The following is a 7,223-nucleotide window of genomic DNA, read 5'->3' on the forward strand; positions in this document are numbered from 1 at the left end:
ATAATATATAGTATAATAAATTATTATTCATTATTCAATTAATTCACTGGTATTATCTTTTTTCTATTGATACTAACATGAGTAATACAACAATTTATTTCTATTTTATAAACAAATTATTATTGCTTATATGAAAAAAGATACTAAAAATATTAATAATAATTATTCAATTTAAATATTTGAGGTTTCACTTGGTAAAAAAACCAATTTATCTAGATTATGCTGCAACCACTCCTATGGAAATAACCATAGCAGAAAAAATGAATCAATACTTAACTTTGTCAGGAACATTTGGAAACTCTGCATCCCGTTCACATGTATTTGGATGGAAAGCTGAAGAAGCAGTAGATATAGCTCGTCATCAAATTGCAAATTTAATTCAAGCAGATCCAAGAGAAATTATATTCACATCAGGAGCTACAGAGGCTAATAACCTAGCAATAAAAGGATGTGTTGAATTTTATTTACATAAAGGAAATCATATTATTACTAGTACTACAGAACATAAATCAGTTTTAGATACATGTAGATACTTAGAAAGTAAAAATAATAAAGTCACATATATTAATCCAGAACAAAATGGAATTATTGACATTAACAAATTAGAATCCGCAATTTCAAAAAAAACAATATTAATATCTATTATGCATGTCAATAATGAGACTGGAGTAATACAACCAATAGAAAAAATAGCACAATTATGTGATAAATATGAAATAATTTTACATGTAGATATGACACAAAGTATAGGGAAAATTCCTATAAATTTAAAAAAAATTAATATTGGATTAATTTCATTTAGTGCCCATAAAATATATGGACCAAAGGGTATCGGAGTACTATATGTTAGAAAAAAACCAAGAATTCGAATTACTGCTCAAATCCATGGAGGAGGACACGAAAGAGGAATGCGTTCTGGTACATTACCTGTACATCAAATAATAGGTATGGGAGAAGCTTGTAATTTAGTTAATAAAAATATAGAAATTGAACCTATTAGGTTAAATCACTTAAAAAATAGATTATGGAATGGAATTAAAGATATTGAAGCAATACATCTTAACAGTAATATTCAATTTGGTTCTCCACATATTTTAAATGTAAGTTTTAACTATGTAGAAGGAGAATCATTAATTATGGGATTAAAAAATTTAGCAATTTCATCTGGATCAGCATGTACTTCAACTAGTTTAGAACCTTCATATGTTTTACGTGCTCTTGGATTAAAAGATGAATTAGCACATAGTTCTATTAGATTTTCTATTGGTTTATTTACTACTGAAGAAGAAATAGATTATACTATTCAACAAATTCATTCGTCTATTATTAGACTGAGAGAATTATCTCCTCTTTGGGAAATGTATCAATCTGGAATTAATTTAGAAACAATTAATTGGACAACTTAAATTAAAAATATACATATTTAAATAAGGAATAATAATATGACATATAGCAAAAAAGTTATTGATCATTATGAAAATCCTCGCAACGTTGGATCTTTTTCTGAAAATGATATTAATATTGGAAGTGGATTAGTCGGAGCACCAGCTTGTGGGGACGTAATGAAATTACAAATAAAAGTAAATAATGAAGGAATTATTGAAGATGCTTGTTTTAAAACATATGGATGTGGTTCAGCAATAGCATCTAGTTCATTAATAACAGAATGGATAAAAGGAAAATCATTGCAAGAAGCTGAAAATATTAAAAATACAAATATTGCTAAAGAACTAGAACTTCCACCAGTTAAAATTCATTGTTCTATTCTAGCAGAAGATGCAATTAAAGCAGCTATATCAGATTATAAAAGTAAAAAATTAAAAAATCAGCAATTTGACTCAAAAATTTAATAATTATTAATATAATTTCTTATTCATGATTAATATTATACTTTAGGAATATATGAATTACTTTAATTTATTTGGTTTATCTGAAAAATTTCAAATCGACAATGAATTGCTTCTTAAAAATTTTTATTCCTTACAAAAAAAATTTCATCCAGATTTATTTATTTGTTCTTCATTACAAAAGAAACAAGAAGCACTACAAAAATCTATTTTAATTAACAATGCATTTCATATTTTACAAGATCCTTATCTTCGTGCAGAATATCTTTTAAATTTAAATCATATTGATATTAATCATAATAAATTTAGTTTAAATAAAAATACGTTTTTAAAAAAATATCTACAATTATATGAAGAATTTTATTCTATTACAAATAACAATGATTTTATACAACAATTAGAATATTTTAATAAAAATAAAATTATTAAAAAAATAGAAAAATATACCCAAAAAATAGAACATGAATTAAATAATCAAGAATGGAATAAAGCAACTTATACAATACAAAAAATACATTTTTTCTTAAAATTAAAAAAAAATGTAGAACAACAAATAGAAAAAAATAATATTCATTAATTTGGAAAAATTTATATGTTGTTATTGAAAAATATGAATCAATCAGATGATGCAAAAAATTCTAAAAAACTATTTTCTATAGGAATTGATTTAGGTACCACTTATTCTTTAGTAGCTACATGTTATAATAAAAAACTAAAAATTGTAACCGATCAATTTAAAAATAAGTTATTACCTTCAATTGTACATTATGGAATCAATAAAATAACTGTAGGTTTTAATGCGAAACAATATATTAACCATGATAGTATAAATACTATTACTTCCATTAAAAGATTAATGGGATTATCTTTACAGAAAATTAAGCATTTATATCCTAATTTAAATTATATAATAGAAGAAGATAAAAATAAGAAAATTAGAATTAAAACAAGAAAAGGTAAATTTTCTCCTGCTGAAATTTCTAGCTTAATATTAAAAAAGCTAATTGATCAAATACAAAAAAAATATAATAAAAACATTGATTATGCAGTAATTACAGTTCCCGCTTATTTTGACGACATACAAAGAAAAGAAACAAAAAAAGCAATATTACTAACAGGATTAACTAATTTTCGTTTATTAAATGAACCAACTGCAGCAGCAATAGCATATGGATTTCATCATGAAAGAAAAGGAATTATAGCAATATATGATTTAGGAGGTGGAACTTTTGATTTTTCTTTATTAAAATTAAATCATGATATTTTTGAAGTATTATCTACTAATGGTAATTCTAATTTAGGTGGTGATGATTTTGATCAAATTTTATTTAATTATATTATATCTAAATTAAAATTATCTCTTAATAATTGTACTATTGCTGAAAAACAAAAAATATATACTTTAACACAAACAATTAAAAAAAATCTTTCTACAAGTACCATTGTTTATTTTACATTCAACAATTATTCAAATAGCATTACTAGAGAAGAATTTAATAAATTAATACAACCTTTAGTACAAAAAACATTAATTAGTTGTAATAATGCAATAAAAGATGCAAACATTAATATTACAGATATAAATAAAATAGTTTTAGTAGGTGGATCCACTTATATCCCTTTAATTCGTAAAACAGTGCAAAACTTTTTTCAACAACAACCATTAGTTACAATTAATCCGGAAGAAACTGTAGTAGTAGGAGCTGCTATTCAAGCTAATAATTTAATTGAACAATCAACCATGAATCAAAAAAAAATTTTGCTTCTTGATGTTTTACCTTTATCATTAGGAATAGAAGTAATAGGTAATACAGTAGAAAAAATAATTCAAAAAAATACTAAAATTCCTACTTCTAAAACAAAAGAATTTACTACATATAAAGACGGACAGACAGCTATTAGTATTCATATTTTACAAGGAGAAGAAGAAATTACTGAAAATTGTCGTTCTTTAGAACGTTTTGTTCTAAAAGGAATTACACCTAAACCAGCAGGAGTTAATAAAATTTCTGTTACATTTGAAATTAATGCAGACGGATTACTAAATGTTACTGCAATAGATCAATTTACTAAAATAAAAAAAAATGTAACAATTAATGATATATGTAACATTACATAACTTTTAAGAAATTAATATAGTAATAATTTACTATGATCTAATTCATTGAGATATTTAATTATGCCTAAAATTACATTTTTATCTAATAATAAAACAATCTTAAACGATATAGTAATTAATGCAAAATCAGGAGAAACAATTTTAGATGTTGCATTAAAAAATAATATTAATATAGAACATGCATGTGAAAAATCTTGTGCTTGTAGTACATGTCATTGTATTGTTATAAAAGGATTTCATACCCTTTCTAATATGACGGAAAAAGAAGAAGATTTATTAGATAAAGCATGGGGTTTAAATCAATATAGTCGTTTAGGTTGTCAAGCTAAAATAGGAGATCAAGAAGTGACGGTGGAAATACCTTATTATACAGTAAATTATAATAAACCAATGTAACTAATTCATAACTTACTGTATGTAATCACATTCAATACTAAAAAAATATTAATTTTATTTAATATTTTACATAAGGATTTTTATTTTCTTTAAAATATAATTTAATAGGTGTATTTATTAATCTAAGTTCATTTTGGAAATAGTTTTGTAAATAACATTTATAAGAACTTAATAATTTATCTAATCGATTTCCGTGGATAATTATTACAGGTGGATTGCATCCCCCAGGATGTGCATACTTAAATTTTATTTTTTTTCCATTAATCATAGGAGGTTCATGTTTTTGAACAGCTGTTTGCATAATATTTGTTAACTTAAAACTACTAATTTTCAAAATAGAAGAATTATAAGATTTACGAGCAAGTAAAAAAATTTGTTTTATATTAATTGAATACAATCCAGAAATAAAATAAATCGTGAAATTTTTTAGAAACTGTAATTTACAACATATTTCAGATTTAATAATTTTTCTTTTTTTAATTGATATTAAATCCCATTTATTAATTAAAATAATAATTGATTTTCCTGATTTTATAATAGAATTTAATAAAGATAAATCTTGATTTGTAATCATATCTTGTACATCAATCACAAATAATACTACATTACTAATATTAATGGCAGATAACGTTTTTATCTTAGAAATGTTGTGAATATAATTATTTTTATTTTTTTTTTTAGATATTCCAGCAGTATCAATCAAAATATATTTATTATAGTTTTTAATAACAGGAATAATAATACTGTCTCTAGTAGTTCCAGCTATCGCATTAGTTAAAACTCTTTGTTCCTTTAGTAAAGAATTAATTAACGTTGATTTACCAACATTTGGTTTACCAATAACAGTTAATCTTAAAAATAAATCTTGATTTTTTACAATGTGATTCTTATAAGATTTAATAAAAGCATATTGTTTAATATGAGAATTCTCCGTAATAAGAGTATCAACTAAATTCAAACGACTTGATAAATATTGATTAATTAATGTAGTAATTCCTATATTATTTAAAGCAGATATACAATGTATATGCTGAAAACCTAAATTATGAAAATCTAATGAACTAGTATATTGATTTAATCCATCAATCTTGTTAATTACTAATATAATTTTTTTCTGAAAAGTTCTAATTTTATTAGCTATATAATAATCTTCAGGTAACACTCCTTCCCTCGCATTTACAACAAATATAATCATATTAGATTCATTAATAGCTCTAATAGTTTGTTCAATAATATCCTGATCTATTTTATCACTTTTATTTGATTGACATTTTAATCCTCCTGTATCAATTACAACTATTTCTTTTTTATTAATTGATATAGAACCATATATTCTATCTCTAGTAGTACCATTAAAATTTGCTGTTAAAGAATCTTTAGTTTGAGTTAATTTATTAAATAATGTAGATTTTCCTACGTTAGTTCTACCAACTATTGCTACAATTGGAATCATAAATATGTTTCCTTAGAAAATAAGAATCAATGTAACATATGAAACAATATAATATGTTTTTTAATATTATTAATAATAATATATTAATTATTGTATAATTGAACATATTTTAAATTTCATAATGTTTTTTATTGTTCGATTAGTTTGAAGAAATAAACTTTTTTTCCATGAATGTAATGCTGATTTATTATTATTTTCTAATATATATATATATCCTTGAATATCTTCTATCATATTTCTCCAAGAATCATCTTTAATAGTATACAAGGTTGCTCTAGCATGATTAATGTCATGTTGTTCCAATTGTATTCTAGAAATTCTTAATTGAATAATAGTATATAAATTTGAATCTAGAGTATAAGGAAGACAAAATTGTAATATTTTTATAGCGCTATTTAGATTATTGGAATCAACATAAATTTTAGCTAATCTAAGAGCTAATAATATCCCATAAATATTTTTATTTTCTATTATAAATTTGTTAATTTCATTAGTATATGTAGAATTATTTTCATGGTTTTTCATTATAAAATTTTCATAATTATTTATAATTATATTATTTTTATGATTTTCATTTTTTTTCAAAAAAAATATTACTATACAAAAAAATATCAAAAAATAAATAAAAAAAATAACTATTTTTCGATATATGATTAAATTAATTAATTTAAATTTATTTAACATATATATCCTCTTATTATTAAAAATTAAATGTTATAAAGAAATACATGCATCTACTTTCCTCTCTTTCACATCTGGTGAGAGAGATACATGCATCTACTTTCCTCTCTTTCACATCTGGTGAGAGAGATACATGCATCTACTTTCCTCTCTTTCACATCTGGTGAGAGAGATACATGCATCTACTTTCCTCTCTTTCACATCTGGTGAGAGAGATACATGCATCTACTTTCCTCTCTTTCACATCTGGTGAGAGAGATACATGCATCTACTTTCCTCTCTTTCACATCTATTTATTTTATTCAATTATATTACAGCAATTCATTGTATTTCATTATAGTTAATATTTTTTATGATATTGGTTTTATTATTTTATTCAATTATATTACAGCAATTCATTGTATTTCATTATAGTTAATATTTTTTATGATATTGGTTTTATTATTTTATTCAATTATATTACAGCAATTCATTGTATTTCATTATAGTTAATATTTTTTATGATATTGGTTTTATTATTTTATTCAATTATATTACAGCAATTCATTGTATTTCATTATAGTTAATATTTTTTATGATATTGGTTTTATTATTTTATTCAATTATATTACAGCAATTCATTGTATTTCATTATAGTTAATATTTATTTGAATATTTTTCTTTTTATTTGTATAATCTAAATTCTTTTTTTTTTACTATCGAATTTTTAAATTAAAAATATATTACA

The 7,223-nt window shown here is 22.7% G+C and carries 7 protein-coding genes; 5 read left to right on the forward strand and 2 right to left on the reverse strand.

Going from position 1 to position 7,223, the window contains the following annotated elements; translation table 11 throughout:
• Nucleotides 1–191: 191 nt before the first annotated feature.
• From AB4W75_RS02690 to fdx, 5 genes are read left to right on the forward strand one after another with little or no spacing between them, the layout of a single operon-like run.
• Nucleotides 192–1,406, forward strand: a complete 1,215-nt coding sequence (locus tag AB4W75_RS02690; protein WP_367679417.1) for an IscS subfamily cysteine desulfurase — start codon at nucleotides 192–194, stop codon at nucleotides 1,404–1,406.
• A gap of 36 nt (nucleotides 1,407–1,442) precedes the next feature.
• Complete coding sequence (gene iscU / locus AB4W75_RS02695; RefSeq protein WP_367679418.1) at nucleotides 1,443–1,850, forward strand: Fe-S cluster assembly scaffold IscU; 408 nt, start codon at nucleotides 1,443–1,445, stop codon at nucleotides 1,848–1,850.
• A 52-nt stretch (nucleotides 1,851–1,902) separates the two neighbouring features.
• Complete coding sequence (gene hscB / locus AB4W75_RS02700; protein WP_367679419.1) at nucleotides 1,903–2,424, forward strand: Fe-S protein assembly co-chaperone HscB; 522 nt, start codon at nucleotides 1,903–1,905, stop codon at nucleotides 2,422–2,424.
• Nucleotides 2,425–2,439: 15 nt separating this feature from the next.
• Nucleotides 2,440–3,966, forward strand: coding sequence for a Fe-S protein assembly chaperone HscA (gene hscA, locus AB4W75_RS02705; RefSeq protein WP_367679420.1), 1,527 nt, complete (start codon nucleotides 2,440–2,442; stop codon nucleotides 3,964–3,966).
• Nucleotides 3,967–4,026: 60 nt separating this feature from the next.
• The gene (fdx, locus tag AB4W75_RS02710; protein ID WP_367679421.1) at nucleotides 4,027–4,362 is read left to right on the forward strand and encodes an ISC system 2Fe-2S type ferredoxin; all 336 of its coding nucleotides are present in this window, start codon (nucleotides 4,027–4,029) and stop codon (nucleotides 4,360–4,362) included.
• Nucleotides 4,363–4,420: 58 nt separating this feature from the next.
• Here fdx and der read toward each other — a convergent pair whose 3' ends face one another.
• Both der and AB4W75_RS02720 read right to left on the reverse strand, forming a co-directional pair.
• The gene (der, locus tag AB4W75_RS02715) at nucleotides 4,421–5,815 is read right to left on the reverse strand and encodes a ribosome biogenesis GTPase Der (RefSeq protein WP_367679422.1); all 1,395 of its coding nucleotides are present in this window, start codon (nucleotides 5,813–5,815) and stop codon (nucleotides 4,421–4,423) included.
• Between the two features lie 87 nt (nucleotides 5,816–5,902).
• Entirely contained in the window at nucleotides 5,903–6,499 is a 597-nt protein-coding gene (locus AB4W75_RS02720; protein ID WP_367679423.1) for a YfgM family protein, read from the reverse strand.
• Nucleotides 6,500–7,223 lie beyond the last annotated feature (724 nt).

Origin of the sequence: Buchnera aphidicola (Eriosoma lanigerum) (assembly GCF_964059125.1) — a bacterium.
In the GTDB taxonomy this organism is placed as follows: domain Bacteria; phylum Pseudomonadota; class Gammaproteobacteria; order Enterobacterales; family Enterobacteriaceae; genus Buchnera_D; species Buchnera_D aphidicola_C.